Raw genomic sequence first — 18,087 nt, 5'->3', positions numbered from 1 at the left:
GCACGCCACACCACTAGGAGATCACGTCGAACGTGCACTTGGCGCCGGGAGCGGACGCCAAGCGCACGTCGCACGTGATCAGCGTTGCGCGCAGTTGCTCGGCCAGTGCGACGTACGCGGCGTCGTACGGGGTGATGTTGTCGCGCAGCTCCCACATGCGGGACAGCAACGGCGCCAACGGCATCCGCCGCACGGGCAGTCCGGCCAGGTGTTCCAGCGCGGACGGAACCGCGGTGGCGAGTGCGGGGTTGCCCCTGGCCATCGTGCGCAACGCCGAAACCACCTCCACGTCGAGATGCGCGGGAGCGAACAAACCGTGCCCGGCGGACATGCGGGTGACCGTCTGGTGACGCCGCGGGTCATCAGCCGCGTAGAACGTGGCCAGCACGGAAGCGTCGACGACAGCAAGGCTCACGAAGCGTCCCGTGCCTCACGCACAGCGGCCGTGGCGTGCTCCAACGCCAGTCCGGTACCGGCGGGCGGCTCGTACGTCGCCAGGTAGTCACCGATCGTCAGCACGCGGGCGGCTTCGGTCAGCCGTTCCACCACGAAGGCGTTCAGCGACTGGTGGTTCGCGGCGGCGCCGTCCGCGAGGGCCGTGTAGACCTCGTCCGGCACATCCCTCAGGTTCATCCGCTTCATGGTGTCATTATGGCACCACTTGCCCCGATCGGGGGATCGGCTGGTGCGACGAAAGCGTCTCACCAGTCGCCTTTCCGCCGATTACCTGACCGCGGATCCGCCGGGTTCGCCGCAGCTCAGGACAGCCAGTCCGGCCGCAGCGGCATGTGCGACGTCGTCCCGTCCAGCTTCACGCCGAGCACCTGGTGCAGCTGGATGTTGTTGCGGTCGAAACCGAGCCGCGACGCCGCCAGGTAGAGCCGCCACACGCGGGCGCGGGCCTCCCCGACCTCCTCGACGGCCTCGTCCCAGTGCTCCTCGAGGTTGCGGCCCCAGGCTGCGAGCGTGAGGGCGTAGTGCTCGCGGATGTTCTCCTCGTGCCGCACCTCGAACCCGGTGTCGTGCATCAGCGACACCAGGTGTCCCGGGCCGACCAGTTCGCCGTCCGGGAACACGTACCGGTCGATGAACGGGCCGGACAGCGCCCGCTGCTTGTTGTCCGGGCGGGTGATGCAGTGGTTGAGCAGGCGCCCGCCGGGCTTGAGCTTGCGGTAGAGCGACGCGAAGTAGCCGGGCAGCTTGGCCTTGCCGATGTGCTCGGTGAGGCCGATGGACGACACCGCGTCGAAGCCCGTCTCGCGGACGTCGCGGTAGTCGAGGTGGCGCACCTCGGCCAGGTCCGACAGGCCCGCCTCGACGATCGCCTTCTGCGCGTACTCCGCCTGGTTGCGCGAGAGCGTCACACCGATCGCGCGCACGCCGTACTCGCGGGCGGCGTGCATCACCATGCCGCCCCAGCCGCAGCCGACGTCGAGCAGTTTCATGCCGGGCTTCAGGCCGAGCTTGCGGGCCACCAGGTCGTGCTTCTCAAACTGGGCCTCCTCCAAAGTGGACTCGGCGGAGGGGTAGACCGCGCAGGTGTAGGCCATCGACGGGCCGAGGACCCACTCGTAGAACTGGTTCGAGACGTCGTAGTGGTGGGCGATGGCCTGCCGGTCGCGGGCCTTCGAGTGGCGCAGGCCGCGCAGCCGGGTCTCCTGCGGCGGCGGGGGCACCTTGTGCGACAACCGGACGCCGCCGAGGAACCTAAGCAGCTCCACGCGTTGCAGCCACGGCAGCCCGCGCAGGGAGAACTCCGAGAGCCGGGAGAGGCCGGCGTGCACGTCGCCGAGGATCTCCAGGTGTCCCGTCACGTAGGCGCGGGCGAGGCCCAGCTCACCCGGCGCGGAGGCGAGGTAGGACAGGGCCTCGGGAGTCTTGATCTCGATGGACACCGGCGCGGCCGCCGGGCCGGCGGTGCTGCCGTCGTAGGCCTGGAAGCGAACGTCGCCGCCACCGGTGATGCGCTGGAAAACGGAGGCCAACCGCATTCATCGTCCCCTGACACACTTGGCGTACAGATCAGGCAGGCGGTTCGTCTGGTCGTACCGGGCCTTCACGGCCCGGTAGTGCGAACCGTTGTAGTGCCGCCAGAACTCGTCCTCGGTGTAGTACGAGTCCGAGTACAGCGACTTGTGGCCGCCCAGCCGCGCCACCTCGCGCTCGATCAGCCGGTTGCGGTCACCCATCTTCTCCCCCGGACGCACCGGGACCTCCGACCAGAACCCGACGTTCACGTACAGCGTGTCCGCGTCCATCGGGTACAGCGGCCAGCCCGTGGTGTCGCGCAGGCGAACCGGGCACAGCCACACCGGCGAGATGCCGATCTCGCGGTCGAAGAAGTCGAGGAACTCGGCCAGGCCGGCGACCGGGATCTCCACGTCCTGGATCACCGGCTCGACGTCCACCCGCGGCCGCAGCTGCCGGTGCTTCGCCACCAGTCTGCGGTACACGTCCGACCGCAGGTAGCGCTTCGGCCACAGGCGGCGCACGACCGGGTTCTGCGCCCCGAACGCCCGCGAGCACCAGAACCAGTCGGTGTCCCAGCGCCACAGGTAGTCGTGGATCGTCAGGTGGTCCGTGCGGCGCTTCTGGATGGACCGGTAGTAGATCTGGTTGCCCGTGTAGTCCGACGTGTAGGGCGCGATGTCGGCGTAGTGGCCCAGCGTCAGGTACATCTCTCCGCGGGAGAAGACCGTGCCGTCGACGAAGTCCGCCGAGCCGTCCGCGCAGACCTCCTCGATGACGGCGGCGCACTCCTCGAAGGAGCCGAACGGCACGTGCCGCAGCCGCACGTACCGGCGCACCGGCTCCAGCTCGATCTCCAGCCGCAGCGCGTAGCCGAGCGTGCCGTAGGAGTTCGGGAAGGCGCGGAAGAGGTCGTCGTCCGGTTTGGAGACGACCACTTCGCCGTCGCCGGTGAGGATCTCCAGCTCCCGCACGGACTCGTGCGGGAGGCCGTTGCGGAAGGACGTGGACTCGATGCCGAGTCCCGCCACGGCACCGCCGAGGGTGATGGTCTTGAGCTGCGGCACGACCAACGGCATCAAGCCGTGGCGCAGTGTCGCGGCGACGAGGTTCTCGTAGGTGGTCATGCCCTGCACCTGTGCGGTGCGTCCGACCGGGTCCACGGACAGGACCTGGTCGAACCTGCCGACGTCGAGCCCGCCGGACTGGTCGGCCCGGAACCGGAAGAGGTTCGACGTCTTCTTCGCGAGCCGCACCGGCGCACCTTCGCGCATCGCGGCGTACTGCGCGCTCAACGCAGCCACGGCCGAGCTGTGCCCATGGTCACTCACGCCGACGACGTTATTCCTCGTCAGCGCCGTTGGCACGCCCAAAAGCCGGAATGACCCGGCGATCTTCCGGCGCACCCTGCCCAAAGTTACCCGCGAGTAGTAACGTGCCGGGCATGGCTACGCACGAGGTGACCAACCAGGTCCCGCCGCTGAGCGGTCACGACGTCGCGGACGACCCCGCCCTGCTCAGCTGGGTCGACGACGCCGAGCTGCACTCCCTCGGCAGGCTCGCGGGCAGCCACGAGTGGCAGGAGCGCGGCCGCCTCGCCAACGCCCACCCGCCCGTGCTGCACACGCACGACCGGTACGGCTACCGGATCGACGAGGTCGAGTTCCACCCCGCCTGGCACGATCTGATGAACGTCGCCGTTTCGCACGGTTTGCACGCCTTCGTCGACGGTGGGCACCTGGAGCGCGCGGCGAGGTTCTACGTGTGGTCCCAGACCGAGGCCGGTCACGGTTGTCCGATTTCGATGACCTACGCGGCCGTGCCCGCTCTGCGCGTGGCGCCGGACCTGGCCGCGGCCTACGAACCCCTTCTCACCGCACGGACCTACGACTTCGGCCTCCGCCCGCCGCTCGCGAAGCGGGGCCTGGTCGCCGGCATGTCGATGACCGAGAAGCAGGGCGGCTCGGACGTCCGGGCGAACACCACCGTCGCGAAGCCCGTGCAGGACGGCTACGTGCTCACGGGGCACAAGTGGTTCACCTCGGCGCCGATGTCGGACGTGTTCCTCACGCTCGCACAGGCCCCCGGCGGGCTGACGTGCTTCCTGGTGCCGCGGGTGCTCCCGGACGGCACGCGCAACCGGTTCTTCCTGCAACGCCTGAAGGACAAGCTGGGGAACAGGTCCAACGCCTCCGCCGAGGTCGAGTACGACGGGGCGTTCGCGCACCGGGTCGGCGACGAGGGCCGCGGGGTGCGCACGATCATCGAGATGGTCAACATGACAAGGCTCGACTGCGTGCTCGGCACCGCGGCCGGCATGCGGCTCGGACTGCGGCAGGCAGCGCACCACGCCGCGCACCGCAAGGCGTTCGGCAGCCACCTCCTCGACCAGCCCGCCATGCGCAACGTGCTGGCGGACCTCGCGATCGAGTCCGAGGCGGCGACCACGACCGCGATGTGGCTCGCCCGGCACAGGCCGCGGCTCGGCCTCGCGGTCACGAAGTACTGGGTCTGCAAGCGCGGCCCGGTGCACGCGGCCGAGGCCCTGGAATGCCTGGGCGGCAACGGCTACATCGAGGACAGCGGGATGCCGCGGTTGTTCCGCGAGTCGCCGCTCATGTCGATCTGGGAGGGCTCGGGCAACGTCGCCGCGCTCGACGTCCTGCGCGCCATGCGCAAGGAACCCGAGTCCGTGCAGGAGTTCCTCGCCGCCGTCACCGGCGTCGACCCGCGGATCGACAGGGCGGTGGGCGAACTGGGCACCGCGCTGTCCGACGTGGACCAGTCGCAGGCGCGCCGGGTCGTCGAGAAGATGGCGCTGGTCCTGCAGGGCGCCCTGCTCGTGCGGCACGGGCACCCCGCCGTGGCGGACGCGTTCCTCGCCTCGCGGCTGGGCGGTGACTGGGGAGTCGCGTTCGGCACGCTCCCCCGCTCGACCGACTTCGCCGCGATCATCGACCGGGCGGTGCCGAAGATCTAGGCGGGACAGCCGTTGTCCTGCCGCGGCGAGTCCGGCCCGTACAGGTCGCCGGTCAGGAACACGCACGTCGGCTGCTGGTCGAACTCGTAGATGTCGGCGATCTCGAGGATCGTGAAGTTCCTGGTCTCGCCGACCCGCGACACCGCGAAGTCCGTGCGTCCGGTGGCGCCGAAGAACTCCAGCTCGCGCAGCTCGCCGCCGATCGCACCGCGGTGCGGGGTGTGCCCGGCCAGGCGCGCCTGGGCGTTGCGGACGGCGTCGAGGAAGAGCCCCGCCGCGTCGTAGGCGACCGCCATGTGCTCGCCGGGCCACGGCTTGGCGGGCTTGTCCTCGCGGGGCAGCGAGGAGGCCTGGACCTCCCCGGCCAGCTTGCTGTAGCCGGCGCAGAAGGCGTCGAGGGGCAGACCGCCGCGCGTCCTCTCGTCCGGCCTGCCCTCCACGCAGGGCTTGCCGGCGAGCACGACGAGGCCCGCCATGCTCACGTAGGACACCCGCATGCCGGCCAGCGAGTCGCGCTTGCGGCTGGCCTCCTGCGCGATGAACCGGATGATCGCGTCGTCCGCGAGGATGCGCGGCAGGCGGTTCTTGTCGTAGCAGTTCCTGCCGACGGCCTGGAGGAACTCGCCGAAGTGCTCCTCGCGGCCCGCGAAGAACACCAGTTCGCCGGAATGGTCCTCGACGCACTGCGACGGCACCTCCTGCGGTCCGCCCGCCCACTCGCGCGCCTCGTAGTTCACGCCCGACCTGGCGAGCTCCTGACCCAGGACGGCGACCAGGTTGTCGAGGTAGACGTCGTCCTGCCGCAGCTTCGGGTGGTGGATCGTCACCTTGGTCGCGCGGACGTGCTGGGCGTAGCGCCGGACGAGGTCGGCCTGCCGCACGTTGCCGGGGATCAGCTGGAAGTACATCGTGGAGAGCTTCGGCAGCGACGCCTCGGTGAGCGTGGTGCCGATGGTCGGCACGCCGAGCGACCCGAGCGAGGTGATGACCTTCCTGGTCTGCTCGACGCTGCGGTCGAGCCCGACCACGCCGATGATGCTCGGGTCCCGCTCCAGCAACGGGGTGAGCATCTCGGTCAGCACGTCGTGCGCGCGGTTCATCTTCGCGCCGCCGTTCGCGACCACGACGCGCAGCAGCGGTCCCGAGCTCGACCTGTCGTTCTGCTGCCGCTGCCGCAGCAGCATGCCCTCGAGCTCCTCCGCCCTGGAGTGGTCGGCGTCGGGGTTGCTGTCCCTGTGGGTGAGGCTCGAGAAGTAGAGCACCGTCACGAGCGGGCGCGTGGAGCCGGCGCGCAACCGTTCCGCCTCGTCGTTCTGCGCGAAGACCGCCCGCTGCGTCCACCGCAGCCGTTCGTTGGCGCCGAACACCTGACCGCTGTTGTCGCTGTAGCCGAGGCACTCGACGTTGCCCTCGACCTCCACCAGCCTCGTCGACACGCCGGGCGAGACCGCGGAGCCGACGATGGAGCAGTTGGCCTCGAAGTGGTTCTGCACGGTCACGAACCCCGGCACCAGCAGCACCAGGACCACCGCCGCGATGATGGCCTCCAGCCGCCGCGACTTCGCGAGCCACCGCACCGGCGGGGCGTGGAACGAGGGCGCGCCCTTCCACTTCTTCTTGTCCGGGTCCGCGAACGGCAGCCTGATCATGAGGTAGCGGGCGTCGGGCGCGAGCATCTGCCGTTTGCGCGGCAGCTCCTCCCGCCACGTCGCCAGCGCCTCCGCGGTCTCGTCCGGCACGACCGGCGCGGTCCCGAGCCGCCGCGACAGGGCGGGCTGCACCGAGCTGGCCGCGATCACCAGCAACGGGTCGAGCTCGCCCGTCTCGTTGCGGACGTCGTTGATCAGCTCCAGCAGCTCCCAGCCGCCGTTGTCCTCCGTGACGCCGTCGAGCAGCACGGGGATGTAGGCGGTGCGCCGCCACCCGGCCCTGCGCGGCAGGAAGCGGGAGCGCCGCCGGTACGCGATCCGCAGGTCCTCCAGGAACGCGTGCACGAGCAGCAGCTTGATCTGCTCGGTGTTCTCCGACTCGCGCCGGCCGAGGGTGAGCCGCTCGGCGAACCCGAGGAACTCGATGGAGTGGTGCGGCAGCGCGAAGTTCTGCCCCTTCATGAACCACCGGGACTCGCGCCGCAGCCCCGGCACGCGCTTGCCGAGCCAGCGGAACCCCGCCTTGCTGCCGACCCACGCGACGAGCCCGAGCCCCAGCCGCGTGACGAGGTTCGGGATGAACGCGTCAACGGCCCGGTTGAGCTCGTCGCCGCCGCCCCCGGTCCTGCCGGTCCACTGCCGCAGCAGCTCGACGACGCTCGCCCGGTCGTCGCGGCCCGGCTTGCGCGGCAGCCGCTTGCTCGTGAGCCAGTCGACGAGCCGGTAGTGGTCGAACCGCGTCAGCCGCTCGCTGCCGACGTGGACCTCCGACAACCGGTGGCTCAGCACGTCGAGCAGCGGCAGCAGCGGCTCGGTCTCCCGCGCCTCCGGCGGCCACCTCTTGGCGACCTCCGCACTGACCGCGGACACGTCGACGTAGGCGTGCGGGATCGGCGGGCGCCCTTCGTCGAGCTTGCGCCCGAGTGCGTGCAGGAAGTCCGTCGGACTGGCTTCGCTCTCCAGGTAGAGCAGCGGGAGCGGCTGGTCGCCGACCACTTCCTCGGTCCTGCTCCGGTAGAAGAACCCGGGCCGGTCGCACAGGCCGCGAATGACCTCGAGGAGAACGTTCGAACCCGGGAAAACGGGTTCTGCCCGGCTACCTGTCATCTGCTCCCTCACACTCGTGCGGAGGGAAACGACGGTAGCCGGGCAGAACGGGCCGAACCGGTGGTTTGGAGTTATTCGGCTGGAACGGACCAGCGTCAGTGCAGGCCGAGCTCGCGGGCGATCAGCATCTTCTGCACCTCGGACGTGCCCTCGCCGATCTCCAGGATCTTGGCGTCGCGGTAGAAGCGGCCCACCGGGTACTCGTTCATGAAGCCGTAGCCGCCGAAGATCTGCGTGGCGTCGCGGGCGTTGTCCATCGCCGCCTCGGACGACACGAGCTTCGCGATGGCCGCCTGCTTCTTGAACGGCTCGCCGCGCAGCATCCTCGACGCCGCCTCGTAGTACGCGAGGCGCGCGGTGTGGACGCGGGCCTCCATCTCGGCGATCTTGAACTGGATCGCCTGGTAGGTGCCGATCTTCGCACCGAACGTCTCGCGTTCGTGGGCGTAGCGGACCGACTCGTCCACGCAGCCCTGCGCGAGGCCGACGGACAGCGCGGCGATGGCGACGCGCCCCTCGTCCAGCGTGCGCAGGAACTGGGCGAAGCCGCGGCCTCGCTCGCCGAGGAGGTTCGCGGCGGGCACGCGGCAGTCGGCGAAGGACAGCTCACGGGTGTCGGAGGCGTTCCAGCCGACCTTGGAGTACTTCTTCGACACCGTGAAGCCCGGGGTGCCGGACGGGACGATGATCGAGGAGATCTCCTTGCGGCCGTCCGGGAGGGTGCCCGTGACGGCGGCGACGGTGACGAGACCGGTGATGTCGGTGCCGGAGTTCGTGATGAACGCCTTGGTGCCGTTGATGACCCACTCGTCGCCTTCGAGGCGCGCGGTGGTGGTCAGGCCGCCCGCGTCGGAGCCGGAGCCCGGTTCGGTGAGGCCGAACGCGCCGAGCTTCTCACCCGAGGTGAGCGATGGCAGCCACCGCGCCTTCTGCTCGTCGGTGCCGAAGCGGTAGATCGGCATCGCGCCGAGCGACGTGGCCGCCTCGACCGTGATCGCGACCGACGAGTCGACGCGCGCGAGCTCCTCCAGCGTGACGCACAGGGCGAAGTAGTCGCCGCCCATGCCGCCGTGCTCCTCGGGGAACGGCAGGCCGAGCAGGCCCATCTGCCCCATCTTCGCGACGATCGGGTACGGGAACTCGCAGCGCTCGTAGTAGTCGCCGATGACCGGCGCCACCTCCTCGCGGGCGAACTCCTCGACGGTCTTGCGCAGGTCCTCGTACTCGCTCGGGAGCCTGAAGTCCAACACCACTGTCACTCCTCGTGAGAGACGACGAGGGCCAGCACCTGGTCGAGTGCGACCTGCTGGCCTGCCTGAACGTTCACTTCGGCGAGCACGCCGTCGACCGGTGCGGTCACGGTGTGCTCCATCTTCATGGCCTCGACCACGAACAACGCTTGACCGGCGGTCACTTCCTCGCCCTGCTCCGCGCGCACGACCAGCACGGTGCCGGGCATCGGGGACTTCACCGGGCCGCCGGAGGCGGCGGCGCCACCGGCGGCGCCGAGGAGGAACTCGGCCTCGACCAACGCCCAGGAGGCGCCGTCGCGGCCCAGCCACAGCACGTCGCCGTCGCGGGCCATCGAGTAGCGGCGCGAACCGACGAGCAGGTCGGCGCCTTCCCTGCGAGCGCGCGCCCTGACCGGTTCTCCGGCACCCACGACGACTTCGTCGCCGCGCACGCGCACGTCGACGTCGTTGATCCGCCAGGTCGTCCAGGCGTGCTCGCCGACGCGCCAGCCGGTCAGCTGGTCCCACGGGTCGTCGCCGTGCGGCTGCAGGGAGCGCTCCAGGCCGGCCGCGACGTAGACCTCGTCCGGGACCTCGGCCGTCGTCAGCGCGTCCAGCTTCCGCTCGACCAGGCCGGTGTCCAGGGCGCCGGCGCGGACGTCCTCGTCGCGCAGGAGTGCGCGCAGGAACGGGATGTTCGTCGTGACGCCGAGCAGCACCATCTCGCCGAGCGCGTGGTCGAGGCGCCGCAGCGCCTCCTCGCGGGTGCGGCCGTGCGCGATCACCTTGGCGAGCATCGGGTCGTAGTCCGAACCGACGACGAGTCCTTCGTACAGACCGGAGTCCACGCGGACGTCGGTGGGTTCGCTCAGCGCCAGCACCCGGCCGCCGGTCGGCAGGAAGCCGCGCGACGGGTCCTCGGCGTAGACGCGCGCCTCGACCGAGTGGCCGCGCAGCTCGACGGTCAGGTCGAGGGCCTCTCCCGACGCCACGCGGAGCTGCCACTCGACGAGGTCGACGCCCGTGACCATCTCGGTCACCGGGTGCTCGACCTGCAGCCGGGTGTTCATCTCCATGAAGAAGTAGTCGCCGGACGCACCGTCCACGATGAACTCGACGGTGCCCGCGCCGACGTACCCGACGGACTTGGCCGCGTCGACCGCCGCCGAGCCCATCGCCTCGCGCATCTCCGGCGTGAGGAACGGTGAGGGCGCCTCTTCGATGATCTTCTGGTGCCGGCGCTGGAGGCTGCACTCGCGCTCGCCGAGGTGGACCACGTTGCCGTACCGGTCACCGAGGACCTGGATCTCGATGTGGCGCGGGTTCGTGATGAACCGCTCGACCAGCAGCGTGTCGTCGCCGAACGACCCGCGCGCCTCCCGGCGGGCCGACTCGATCGCCTCGCGCAGCGCGGACTCCTCGTGCACCAGCCGCATGCCCTTGCCGCCCCCGCCCGCGGAGGGCTTGAGCAGCACGGGGAAACCGATCTCGACGGCGGCCTCGGCGATCTCGTCGTCGGACATGTTCTCGCGGGTGCGGCCCGGCACCACGGGAACGCCCGCCGCCGACACCGTCAGCTTCGCGCGGATCTTGTCGCCCATCGCCTCGATCGCCGACGCGGGCGGGCCGACGAACACGATCCCCGCCTCGTCGCAGGCCGCCGCGAACGCGGTGTTCTCCGCGAGGAAGCCGTAGCCGGGGTGGATCGCCTGCGCGCCGGTCTGGACGGCCGCCGCGACGATCTTCTCGATGGACAGGTAGCTCTCGCGGGCCGCGGCGGGCCCGATGCGCACGGCCTCGTCGGCCAGCCTGACGTGCAACGCCTCGGCGTCCGCGTCGGAGTACACGGCGACGGAACGAATCCCGAGCGACCGCAGCGCGCGGATCACCCTGACCGCGATCTCCCCGCGGTTCGCCACCAGAACGCTGTCGAACATGATCACATCCGGAAGACGCCGTAGGAAACATCGTCGATGGGGGCGTTGGCCGCGCTGGACAACGCGAGGCCGAGCACCGTGCGGGTGTCCCGCGGGTCGATCACGCCGTCGTCCCACAGCCGCGCGGTCGAGTAGTACGGGTTGCCCTGGTCCTCGTACTGCCGGCGGATCGGCGCCTTGAACGCCTCCTCGTCCTCCGCCGACCACTCGTCTCCGAGCTGGTCGCGGCGCACGGTCGCGAGCACGGACGCCGCCTGCTCCCCGCCCATCACGGAGATGCGGGCGTTGGGCCACATCCACAGGAACCGCGGCGAGTACGCCCGGCCGCACATCGAGTAGTTGCCGGCGCCGAAGCTGCCGCCGATGATCACGGTGAACTTCGGGACCCGCGCGCAGGCCACCGCCGTCACCATCTTGGCGCCGTGCTTGGCGATGCCGCCCGCCTCGTACTCGCGGCCGACCATGAACCCGGTGATGTTCTGCAGGAACACCAGCGGGATGGACCGCTTGTCGCACAGCTGGATGAAGTGCGCGCCCTTGACCGCGGACTCGCCGAACAGGATGCCGTTGTTCGCGACGATGCCGACCGGGTGGCCGTGGATGCGCGCGAAGCCGGTGACGAGCGTCTGCCCGTACTCCTTCTTGAACTCCTGGAACTTCGAGCCGTCGACGATCCGCGCGATCACCTCGCGCACGTCGTAGGGCGTCCGGGAGTCCGTCGGCACGACGCCGTAGAGGTCGTCGGGGTCGACCACGGGCGCCTCGGTCTTCGCGACGTCCCACGGCCGCCGGTCGCGCGGTCCGAGCGTCGAGATGATCGAGCGGACCATCCTCAGCGCGTGCGCGTCGTTCTCCGCCAGGTGGTCGGTGACGCCGGACGTGCGCGAGTGCAGCTCGCCGCCGCCGAGGTCCTCGGCGCTGACCACCTCACCGGTCGCGGCCTTCACCAGCGGCGGACCGCCGAGGAAGATCGTGCCCTGGTTCCTGACGATGATCGCCTCGTCGCTCATCGCCGGCACGTACGCGCCACCGGCGGTGCACGAGCCGAGCACGGCGGCGATCTGCGGGATGCCCCTGGCCGACATGGTGGCCTGGTTGTAGAAGATCCGGCCGAAGTGCTCGCGGTCGGGGAACACGTCGTCCTGCTTGGGCAGGAACGCGCCGCCGGAGTCGACGAGGTAGATGCAGGGGAGGTTGTTCTGCAGCGCCACTTCCTGCGCGCGCAGGTGCTTCTTGACCGTGATCGGGTAGTACGTGCCGCCCTTGACCGTGGCGTCGTTCGCGACGATCACGCACTCGCGCCCGGAGACCCGCCCGACGCCGGTGATGATGCCCGCGGCCGGCGCCTCGTCGCCGTACATGCCGTTCGCGGCCAGCGGCGACAGCTCGAGGAACGGCGAACCGGGGTCGACCAGCGTGTCCACGCGTTCGCGGGGCAACAGCTTGCCGCGGTCGACGTGGCGCTGACGTGCCTTCTCGGGACCGCCGAGCGCGGCGGTGGCGAGCTTGCTCCGCAGCTCGTCGACGAGCGCGGTGTGCTCCTTGGCGTAGCGGTCCGACGGCTCGGCGGCGCTGCGCAGGACAGGTGCGTCCATGCTCCCCAGACCTCAGGTTAGCGGGCGTTAACAAGGCCATGTTAACGCCCGCTCACCTGGCGGTCCACCGAAGCGGCCGGAGAGTGATCTGGTCGCAGGTCAGCCATCTGATCAGGCACTCCCACGTTCCGGAATTCCCTAGCCGACGACACCCCGCAGCGCGGGCAGGTAGCCGCTGGCGTGCCCGGCGCGGTTCGGGTGGTACGACTCCTCGACCGGCCAGCTCAGGCTGTTGAGCCACCAGCTCGACGAGCAGATCTCGTGCCCGCTGAACACCCCGCGCACGTCGACGTAGGTGAACCCGGCCGCACCCGCCCGCGCGCTGATGGTGCTGTGCAGGGCGTCGGACCCGGAGTTGATCGCGGCGCGCTTGGTGTCGCTCAGGCCGACGTTGCAGGTGCCCGGCACCTTGTACATGCGCGGGTAGCCGAGCACGACCACGCGCGCCGACGGGGCCTTCGACCTGATCGTGCCGTAGACGTTGTTCAGCAGCCCGGGAAGCGTGTTCGCGGCGTAGCTCTTGGCCGTGTTCACCCGGTTGATGCAGTCCTGGTCCGAGCCGAACGTGCACGTGGTGATCACGTCGGTGAAGCCGGCGTCGTTGCCGCCGACCTGGACGGTCACCAGGTTCGTGGCACTCGTGAGGGTGTTGGCCTGGGTGACGACGTCGCCTGTTCGCGCACCGGAGCAGGCCACGGACTTGAAGCTGGCCGGGGCTGTCGCCGCGGCGTACAGGGCGGGGTAGGCGTACGGGCCGCGCTTGCAGCTGCCGCTGGTGCCGTCGTAGCTGCCGGTGCCGAGGCCCGAGGCGTAGGAGTCGCCGAGGGCCACGTAGTTGACGGGGGCCGCGCTCGCCGGGTTGGCGAGGGCGATGACCGCCGCGGCGGCGGTGACCACCGAGGCGAGGAAGTGAGCAGAACGCATCGAAGACTCCCGAAGGGGCCGCAGGGGTTGATGCAGTGCGGGTTCATCGTTACCCACGGGTAAGACCTGTGTGAAGTATTGGTCAATAGTCAACATTTGGGGCTTGTACCTGCGGAAATTCCACCCATCGGACGACAGGGGTGTGGGGCCGGATTGCCTTCGGCGCTGTTGTGGTGCGAGGTGGCTCGAGTTGGTTGGCGCCGGTTCCAGCGGGATGGGTCGCGATTTGTGGGTCCGGCCGCTTTGCGAGGGTGGTTTTCAAATCGGGTCGAAGCGCCGGGGTGGCGATTGGGACTGTCCGGTTGAGTGCGCGCGCCGGGGCCCGAGTGCGTGGTGGGTTTGCGTTGACGACTGCGGCTGGCACCTCGCGCGTGCCCCGTCGTGCGGCCCGATTGTGGGACACGACGTCAGGTAAACGCCTGCTAACCTGCGCGTGTGGCTGAGAAACCCTCACGTCGGGACCAGATCCTCAACGCCGCGGCCGAACTCTTCGCGCGGCACGGCTTCCACGGCGTGGGCATCGACGACATCGGTGCCGCTGTGGGGATCTCCGGGCCCGCGCTGTACCGGCACTTCCGCAGCAAGGACGCGATGCTCGGGGAGATGCTGACGTCCATCTCGGAGCGGTTGCTCGACGGCGGACAGGCCAGGGTGGACGCCGCGACGAGTGCCGACGAGGCGTTGCGGGAGCTCATCGGGTGGCACGTCGACTTCGCGCTGGACGATCCCGCGCTCATCACGGTGCAGATGCGCAACCTCGCGAACCTCACGGATCCGGACCGGCGGCGGGTGCGCGCGTTGCAACGCCGCTACGTCGAGGTGTGGGTGGAGACGATCCGGCACACGGTTCCGGACTTCGACGAGCCGACGGCTCGGGCTGCCGCGCACGCCGTGTTCGGACTCATCAACTCGACGCCGCACAGCGCCCACCTCGACCGCGACCAGATGGCGGCGCTGTTGTCGCGCATGGCGCTCGCCTCGCTGACGCCCGCCGTCGTGAGGTCCTGAAGCAGGCCGCGCCGGTGGGCCGCGGTGTCCTCGGCCCGCATTCGCGGATCTCCGGGTGGCACGCCGCTGACCTGGCGAACTGGCGGTCGGCCGAGACCCTTCCGTAACCTGCCCGGCGATGGGTGCGCGCAAACTCCTCCTCCGGCTCCCGGCCTGGTTCCGGTTCACGGTGATCACGCTCGCGGTGTTCGTCTGCGGGGTGGTCGCCTCCCGTCCCGCCACCGGTGACGGCGGGACACCGCCGACCGCCGACGTGATCGCCGCGGCCAACGCCGTCGACGCGTTCGTGTCGCCGTCCGCGACGCACGACCCCCACGTGAACCTGCCGTCGGACTTCGCCCGCGAGATGGGGCGCGACCCGAAGACCGTGACGGCTCCGGACGGGACGCTGCGGGTCGTCGACGCCGGCGGTGGCTGTTCCGGGCCCGCCGGGGACACGGAGTGGGACTTCAGCACCGCGTGCCGCGCGCACGACCTGGGCTACGACCTGCTGCGCTACGCCGACCACAAGGGCGACCCGCTGGGGCCGGACGCGCGCAGGGCGCTGGACGACCGGCTCGCGGCCGACCTGCACACCCAGTGCCGGCTGAACCCGCGCGGCGCCGAGCAGAGCTGCCACGCGGTGGCCGAGACCTACGCGCTGGGCCTCAAGTTCAACTCCTGGCGGCAGCGGTGGGGCGCTCCGGGCCACGAGCCCGTGGTGGCCTGGGCGTTCGGCAGCGCCGTCGTCGTGTTCCTCCTGCTGGCACGTCTGCACGGACGCCGCCGCGACGACGGGCCGCGCGGCGACGCGAACGCGCTGCCGCCGGTCCTCGCCCACGCCGAGCAGGACCGCTACGCGACGTTCCTGCGGCTGTTCAGCCTCGCGCTGCTGGTGCTGGGCGAGACGGTGGCGACGCTCGCGCACCTGCGAGGCGTCGGCACGCCCTGGTTGTGGACGTTGCAGGCGGTGCCGCTGTTCTTCTTCGCCGGCGGGCACGCGAACCTGCGCAGCTGGCAGGCGCACCAGGGCGGCTTCGGGTGCTGGGTGTCCAGCCGGACGTCGTGGCTGCTGCGGCCGGTGCTGGCGTTCGTGCTGCTGTGGGTGGTGCTGTTCGCGGGCCTGAACCTGCTGGACGTGAAGGTCGACGAGTACAGCCGGTTGATCACGCACCCGCTGTGGTTCCTGGGGGTCTACCTGCTCGCGGTGGCCGCCACGCCCGCCGCCGCGTGGCTGCACCGGCACCTCCGCCGCACCACGCCGTTCGTGCTGGTGCTCGTGACGCTGTTCGTCGAGGTCGCCCGCACGTCGACGGACTGGAGGACCGGCGGGTACGCGAACCTGATCGTCGGCGCGCTGCTGATGCAGCAGGCCGGCTTCTTCTACGCCGACGGCACGCTGCAGCGGCTGTCCCGGCGGGTGCTGGCGGCGCTGGGCGCGATCACGCTGCCGGCGCTGGTGTTCTTCAGCGGCTACCCGCGCTCGATGATGGTGCTCGGCGTGGCCCAGGTCTGCCTGGCGCTGCTCGCCCGCGGCCGGGCCAGCACGTGGCTCGACGGCCGGTTCTGGCACGTCGTCGACTTCGCCCGCCGCTCACCGATGACGTTGTACCTGGCGTACCTGGCCGTGCTGGGCGCGCTGGTCGGCCTGCTCGGGCTGACGCAGGCGCCGATCTGGCTGGTGCTGGGGCTCGTGCCGCTCGTGCTCGTGTTCCACCGCTTCGAACGGCGCCTGGTCCGGTTCCCGCGCCTGTCGCACGAGTCGCACCGCACGCGCCTCGCGACGGGCATGGGCGTGTCGTTCGGGACGCTCGGCGTGCTCGGGTTCGTGGTGAGCGGGTTCCTCGGCGACGGGGTGCTCGTGCTGCTGCCGGTCGACCCGCTGCAGAACCTCATCCACCTCCTGCTCGGCTGGTACCTGATCCACACCGCCCGCCACGGCAGCTGCGACACCCGCCTGCCGTGGCTGCTCACGGCACTGGCGTGCGTACCGCCGATGCTGGCGCTGGACCCGACTCCCCCGGTGGTGGTGCTGCACGCCGTGGCGATCGGCCTCGCAGTGCTCGCAGCCATCCCCAGGTCACGGCCGCGCACACCGGCAGCCACAGCAGCCGCTGCCACACCCAGTCCGGATGATCTGGTGGCTGCTGGAGCCCCGGCAACGGCCCCCACGCGCTGAGCGCCAGCGTCACGGTCACCAGCGCGCTCTGGTGGGCCAGGAAGATCCCCAGCGCCCGCCGGTTCAGCCACGCCACGGGGGCCGCCGTGCCGAGCCCGCTCAGCAGCGGCGCGATCGTGAGCACCAGGCCGATCTGCGCGAACGCCAGCGCGAGCGTCGCGTAGTTCGGCGGGTTCAGGTTCGAGACCACCTCGCCGGGGATGCCGACCGCCGACGCCGGGTAGCCGCCGAACGTCGTCAGCAGCGCGTACCCGAGCACGCCCAGGACCAGCAGCGGCGGGCCGGGGATCCTCCTGCGGGCCAGCGAGTGCCCGAGCTGCCAGGCCGCCCACCACACCGCGTACGGGACCACCAGCACGAGCACCACCGGCACGAGCACACCCCACGAGTGCTCGTCCAGCAGGCGCACCAACGGTTTCATCGCCAGCAGCACCAGGTAGACCCCGAGGAACCACAGCGGCGTCGTGACCAGGAACCCGATGTTCCACGCCGTCGCCTGGTCGACCCCGCGCAGCACCAGTCCGAAGAGGACAGCCGCCCAGCAGGCCAGCATCAGCGACGTGGGCACGGCGAGCTGTTTCACCCTGGCGAAGAACGGCGTCTTCGAGTGCGCGGCCGCGAACCCGCCCACGAAGAAGAACAGGCCCAGCGTCTGCAGCACCCACGACACCGGCGTGAGCGCGGAGAAGTGCCGGAGCGGGCTGTCGATGTGCATGCCGGTGGGCGTGTCCACCAGCGCGGTCACCAGCCAGTGGCCGAGCACGACGGTGACGACGGCGATAGCGCGCACGGCGTCGATGAACGGATTTCTCACAGCTGCTCCCCCGAGGCGATTCGCACGAGCGCGGCCAGGGTCTCGCTGCCCGGCTCGTAGTAGGTGTCGTGCTTGCCGCCCCCGAACCGCAGCACCGAGGCGCCGAAGCCGTCCGAGGCGGGATCGGTGCCGTGCCCGAGGTCGAACAACCGGACGTTCGGCACGAACCGCATCCAGTCGCCGTCGAGCCGCACCGCCCAGACCTTGGCGCGCGTGCCGAGTTCGCCCGCGGAACCGGCCCGCACGCCGGGGCTTCCGGTGAAGACGATGTCCGCCACGTCCAGGTCGGGCGCCGCGAGCCCGACGACCACCGAGCCGTAGCTGTGCCCGAACACGTGGATGCGCGCGTCGGTCCGCAACGCGCGCACGAAGTCGACCAGTTCGGCGGCGCCCTGCCGGGCCAGCGAGCCGGTCATCGCGTCGACGCCGAGCCCCTGCGGCGTCCGGTAGCCGAGCCACGCGATCACCGCGAGGTCGTCGCGGCCGGCCTGCTCGTGCAGGTTGACCGCCATCCTCCCGATCGTGCGGTCGAACCGGTCGACGTCCACGTCGGACCTCGGCACGACGACCACGACGTCGCGGGCGGTGCCCAGGTCGCCGACGACCGCGACCCGGCGGGCGACGTCGGACCGCCACTGCGAGATCGACGGGGCGACCGACGGCAGGGCGATCAGCAGGAGGAACAGAACGGCACGGCGCATGCCCCGGAAGCTAG

General features: G+C 70.6%; 13 protein-coding genes and 1 pseudogene. 3 read left to right on the top strand and 11 right to left on the bottom strand.

All coding sequences use genetic code 11. The features are described from left to right. Positions 1-13 precede the first annotated feature (13 nt). From V1227_RS33425 to V1227_RS33410, 4 genes are all read right to left on the bottom strand, one after another. Entirely contained in the window at positions 14-415 is a 402-nt protein-coding gene (locus tag V1227_RS33425; protein ID WP_329789212.1) for a type II toxin-antitoxin system VapC family toxin, read from the bottom strand. Beyond that, positions 412-633 carry a FitA-like ribbon-helix-helix domain-containing protein gene (locus tag V1227_RS33420; RefSeq protein ID WP_329789211.1) on the bottom strand — a complete coding sequence of 74 codons (222 nt, stop codon included), beginning with the start codon at positions 631-633 and terminating at the stop codon, positions 412-414. Before V1227_RS33420 ends, V1227_RS33425 begins: the two co-directional genes overlap by 4 nt. Before the next feature lie 125 nt (positions 634-758). Then, on the bottom strand, positions 759-1,991 hold the full coding sequence (locus V1227_RS33415; protein WP_329789210.1) for a cyclopropane-fatty-acyl-phospholipid synthase family protein: 1,233 nt from the start codon (positions 1,989-1,991) through the stop codon (positions 759-761). Then, on the bottom strand, positions 1,992-3,242 hold the full coding sequence (locus tag V1227_RS33410; RefSeq protein ID WP_329794171.1) for an FAD-binding oxidoreductase: 1,251 nt from the start codon (positions 3,240-3,242) through the stop codon (positions 1,992-1,994). It abuts the gene before it with no gap. Positions 3,243-3,412: 170 nt separating this feature from the next. Between V1227_RS33410 and V1227_RS33405 the strand changes: the two genes are divergently transcribed. Beyond that, on the top strand, positions 3,413-4,948 hold the full coding sequence (locus V1227_RS33405) for an acyl-CoA dehydrogenase family protein (RefSeq protein WP_329789209.1): 1,536 nt from the start codon (positions 3,413-3,415) through the stop codon (positions 4,946-4,948). On the opposite strand, the gene V1227_RS33400 is transcribed toward V1227_RS33405, so the two are convergent. From V1227_RS33400 to V1227_RS33380, 5 genes are all read right to left on the bottom strand, one after another. Next, positions 4,945-7,593 carry a hypothetical protein gene (locus V1227_RS33400; protein WP_329789208.1) on the bottom strand — a complete coding sequence of 883 codons (2,649 nt, stop codon included), beginning with the start codon at positions 7,591-7,593 and terminating at the stop codon, positions 4,945-4,947. The two genes, V1227_RS33405 and V1227_RS33400, sit on opposite strands and share 4 nt — an antisense overlap. 206 nt (positions 7,594-7,799) lie before the next feature. Further along, positions 7,800-8,954, bottom strand: a complete 1,155-nt coding sequence (locus V1227_RS33395; protein ID WP_329794170.1) for an acyl-CoA dehydrogenase family protein — start codon at positions 8,952-8,954, stop codon at positions 7,800-7,802. A 5-nt stretch (positions 8,955-8,959) separates the two neighbouring features. Beyond that, on the bottom strand, positions 8,960-10,873 hold the full coding sequence (locus V1227_RS33390) for an acetyl/propionyl/methylcrotonyl-CoA carboxylase subunit alpha (RefSeq protein ID WP_329789207.1): 1,914 nt from the start codon (positions 10,871-10,873) through the stop codon (positions 8,960-8,962). Between the two features lie 2 nt (positions 10,874-10,875). Beyond that, positions 10,876-12,468, bottom strand: a complete 1,593-nt coding sequence (locus V1227_RS33385) for a carboxyl transferase domain-containing protein (RefSeq protein WP_329789206.1) — start codon at positions 12,466-12,468, stop codon at positions 10,876-10,878. 138 nt (positions 12,469-12,606) lie between these two features. Continuing rightward, on the bottom strand, positions 12,607-13,392 hold the full coding sequence (locus V1227_RS33380; RefSeq protein WP_329789205.1) for an SGNH/GDSL hydrolase family protein: 786 nt from the start codon (positions 13,390-13,392) through the stop codon (positions 12,607-12,609). Positions 13,393-13,827: 435 nt separating this feature from the next. Here V1227_RS33380 and V1227_RS33375 point away from each other — a divergent pair, with 435 nt between their 5' ends. Together V1227_RS33375 and V1227_RS33370 are read left to right on the top strand one after the other, a co-directional pair. Then, positions 13,828-14,400, top strand: coding sequence for an SACE_7040 family transcriptional regulator (locus tag V1227_RS33375; RefSeq protein WP_090095041.1), 573 nt, complete (start codon positions 13,828-13,830; stop codon positions 14,398-14,400). 118 nt (positions 14,401-14,518) lie between these two features. Then, positions 14,519-14,980 (top strand): annotated as a pseudogene (locus V1227_RS33370) (hypothetical protein); the annotation flags it as partial. 1,369 nt (positions 14,981-16,349) lie between these two features. Here V1227_RS33370 and V1227_RS33365 read toward each other — a convergent pair. Continuing rightward, on the bottom strand, positions 16,350-17,372 hold the full coding sequence (locus V1227_RS33365; protein ID WP_329789204.1) for an acyltransferase family protein: 1,023 nt from the start codon (positions 17,370-17,372) through the stop codon (positions 16,350-16,352). Beyond that, a complete protein-coding gene (locus V1227_RS33360) occupies positions 17,369-18,073 on the bottom strand; it encodes an alpha/beta hydrolase (protein WP_329789203.1) in 705 nt (234 codons plus the stop codon). The genes V1227_RS33365 and V1227_RS33360 overlap by 4 nt, the downstream gene beginning before the upstream one ends. Between the last annotated feature and the right edge of the window lie 14 nt (positions 18,074-18,087).

It is taken from the genome of Lentzea sp. DG1S-22, assembly GCF_036321065.1.
Taxonomy (GTDB): Bacteria; Actinomycetota; Actinomycetes; order Mycobacteriales; family Pseudonocardiaceae; genus Lentzea; species Lentzea jiangxiensis.
The sequence above is the reverse complement of the archived record's forward strand: the minus strand, read 5'-3'. Positions and strand labels throughout refer to the sequence as shown.

Coding starts and splice junctions, on each gene's coding strand:
- V1227_RS33420 (WP_329789211.1), bottom strand. CDS start 633: ATGAACCTGAGGGATGTGCCGGACGAGGTCTACACGGCCCTCGCGGAC.
- V1227_RS33415 (WP_329789210.1), bottom strand. CDS start 1,991: ATGCGGTTGGCCTCCGTTTTCCAGCGCATCACCGGTGGCGGCGACGTT.
- V1227_RS33410 (WP_329794171.1), bottom strand. CDS start 3,242: ATGCGCGAAGGTGCGCCGGTGCGGCTCGCGAAGAAGACGTCGAACCTC.
- V1227_RS33405 (WP_329789209.1), top strand. CDS start 3,413: ATGGCTACGCACGAGGTGACCAACCAGGTCCCGCCGCTGAGCGGTCAC.
- V1227_RS33390 (WP_329789207.1), bottom strand. CDS start 10,873: ATGTTCGACAGCGTTCTGGTGGCGAACCGCGGGGAGATCGCGGTCAGG.
- V1227_RS33385 (WP_329789206.1), bottom strand. CDS start 12,468: ATGGACGCACCTGTCCTGCGCAGCGCCGCCGAGCCGTCGGACCGCTAC.
- V1227_RS33380 (WP_329789205.1), bottom strand. CDS start 13,392: ATGCGTTCTGCTCACTTCCTCGCCTCGGTGGTCACCGCCGCCGCGGCG.
- V1227_RS33360 (WP_329789203.1), bottom strand. CDS start 18,073: ATGCGCCGTGCCGTTCTGTTCCTCCTGCTGATCGCCCTGCCGTCGGTC.